Below are 2132 nucleotides of genomic sequence, written 5' to 3'. Positions count from 1 at the left end.
GCGGCACCCTCTACTCGACCGGAGCGCGCACCTTCGTGAAGCCGGCGCGCAAGATCCCGCCGAGCGCCTCAGCGATCCACCACATCAGCGACGTCGAGGTCGCCGATGCACCGCCGTGGAACGATGCTTGGCGCATCCTGATCGCCGATAGGCCGGACGACGAGGAACTGGTGCTGGCCGCGCATGTCGCGTCCTTCGAGCGCCGATTCCTCGATCCGCTGATCACCGTGCGCTGGATCTGTACCTGGAAATGCGCTCTTCGCCAGTGGCCCGACATGGAGTCGCACTCGCTCCAGGCGTTGCTGTACGCGCTAGACCTGCGCGTCGGCAATGACCGCGCCCTCCTCAATCCGGCTCACCGAGCCCAGCCGGACGCCTTTGCTTGCGGCCTGCTGCTGACCGAGCTTCTCGACCATCAGTCGATTGAGACGCTGATCGCGTGGAGTTCGGAGCCGGCTGTGCTCACCAAGTTCGACTTCGGCAAGTTCGATGGGAAGCCGCTGTCTGCAGCCGACGACGGATTCCTGACGTGGATGCTTGGCAAGGACTTCAGCGACGATTGGAAATGGAACGTGCAGCGCGAGCTCGATCGCCGCGCCGCGGTCAAGCGCGATGCCCGCATCAAGAAGTGGGTCGACGGTGTCCGCTCCGCGGCAACGGTCAAAGATCTCGAGAACTGGTGGTTCGGCGAAGCAGAGGCCTTCGCGGCCGAACGCATCATTCCCGGCACCGAGGAATACACGATCCTTGTCGGCGAAGCGGCCGCGCGCAAAGCGGCGCTACTCGCCGCACCGGGCCCGGACTTTGGCGGAGCGCCGGCATCATGAACGCGCCCCACAACCCCGGCGGCAAGACCCGCCTCCGTCTGGCCGACGGAGTCGCCGGCGATGCGATGTTCGCGGGCCCGAATGATTGTTACCGACTGATCCTCACCCGGAAGTGGATCAACTTGTTCAACGCTTACACACGGCTGCCGCACAACTTCATCTTGTGGATCTGCAAGAACCCGTCGCTCGCCGAGGCGAACGTCGACGATCCCAGTTCAAATCGCATGATCGATTTCTCGATGGAGTGGGGGTTTGACGGCCTGGTGTTGATGAACATCGCCGACTATCGGGCGACGGATCCCGACGACTTGCTCAAGCCTGGCGTGGTGCCGCGCAGCAACGGCAACCTCGCCCTGATCCGCGACACTGCCAAGCACGCTCAGCGCATCGTTTGCGCGTGGGGGAATCTCCATCCTCGACTGGTGCCCTTGGCGGTCGACACTGAGTCGGCATTGCGCGCCGATCGACACTCGCTCTACTGCTTGGGGGTGAACGCCGGCGGCACGCCGAAGCATCCCCTGTTCGTCCGCGGTGACACGCAACTCACAGAATTCAAGGGGGTGCCAGCATGACGTTCTCTTTCCCGCCCGCGGTGCTCGAGCAGCATTCCGCGTTCCTCGGCAAGACCGGAAGCGGCAAGACCAGCACGGCAAAGCTGGCCGTCGAGCAGATCCTCCGCGACAATCCGTCGGCGCGGGTCTGCGTTCTGGATCCGATCAAGTCGGATTGGTGGGGGCTGACGTCGAGCGCCGACGGCCGAGCGGCTGGGCTGCCCTTCTACATCCTCGGTGGGCCGCGCGGTCATGTCCCGCTGCATGAGTCTGCCGGCAAGGCGATCGGCGAGCTCGTCGCCAGCGGCGCGCTCCCGCTTTCCATCATCGATATGGCCGACTTCAAGCACGGCGGGCTGCAGGAATTCTTCAACACCTTCGTCCCGGCTCTGATGCGGCATATGCGCGGCGTCGTGCACCTCGTCGTCGAAGAGGCCCACGAATTCGCGCCGAAAGAACGGGCCGGCATCGGCGCCGAGAACCTCGCCATTCACAATGCCAAGAAGCTGGCGACCGCCGGCCGGTCCAAAGGCATCCGGATGATGGTGCTGACCCAGCGCACCCAGGCCCTGCATAACGCCGTGCTCGGCAGCTGCGACACCATGATCGCACACCGCCTGACGGCACCGGCGGACCAGGAGCCGGTCAAGAAATGGCTGAAGGCCAACGGCGACAAGACGACCTTCGAAAGCGTCTCGACGACCCTCTCCTCGCTCAAGACCGGGTCGGGCTGGATCTGCAGCGGCGAGGCCCA

The 2132-nt window shown here is 64.6% G+C and carries 3 protein-coding genes; all 3 read left to right on the top strand.

The features are described 5' to 3' along the window. The coding region (locus QJT78_RS50575) for a hypothetical protein (RefSeq protein ID WP_281460846.1) at positions 1-827 on the top strand (827 nt) is incomplete at its 5' end. Beyond that, a complete protein-coding gene (locus QJT78_RS50570; RefSeq protein ID WP_049832037.1) occupies positions 824-1399 on the top strand; it encodes a DUF1643 domain-containing protein in 576 nt (191 codons plus the stop codon). The genes QJT78_RS50575 and QJT78_RS50570, both read left to right, overlap by 4 nt. Continuing rightward, positions 1396-2132 (top strand): DUF87 domain-containing protein (locus tag QJT78_RS50565; RefSeq protein WP_038945545.1); only part of this gene is annotated, 737 nt, incomplete at its 3' end. The genes QJT78_RS50570 and QJT78_RS50565, both read left to right, overlap by 4 nt.

It is taken from the genome of Bradyrhizobium sp. Mp27 (assembly GCF_029953005.1).
Classification (GTDB): Bacteria; Pseudomonadota; Alphaproteobacteria; order Rhizobiales; family Xanthobacteraceae; genus Bradyrhizobium; species Bradyrhizobium barranii.
The sequence above is the reverse complement of the archived record's forward strand: the minus strand, read 5'-3'. Positions and strand labels throughout refer to the sequence as shown.

What these genes read in the sequence shown, in the direction of transcription:
- QJT78_RS50570 (WP_049832037.1), top strand. Translation starts at nt 824, where the DNA reads ATGAACGCGCCCCACAACCCCGGCGGCAAGACCCGCCTCCGTCTGGCC.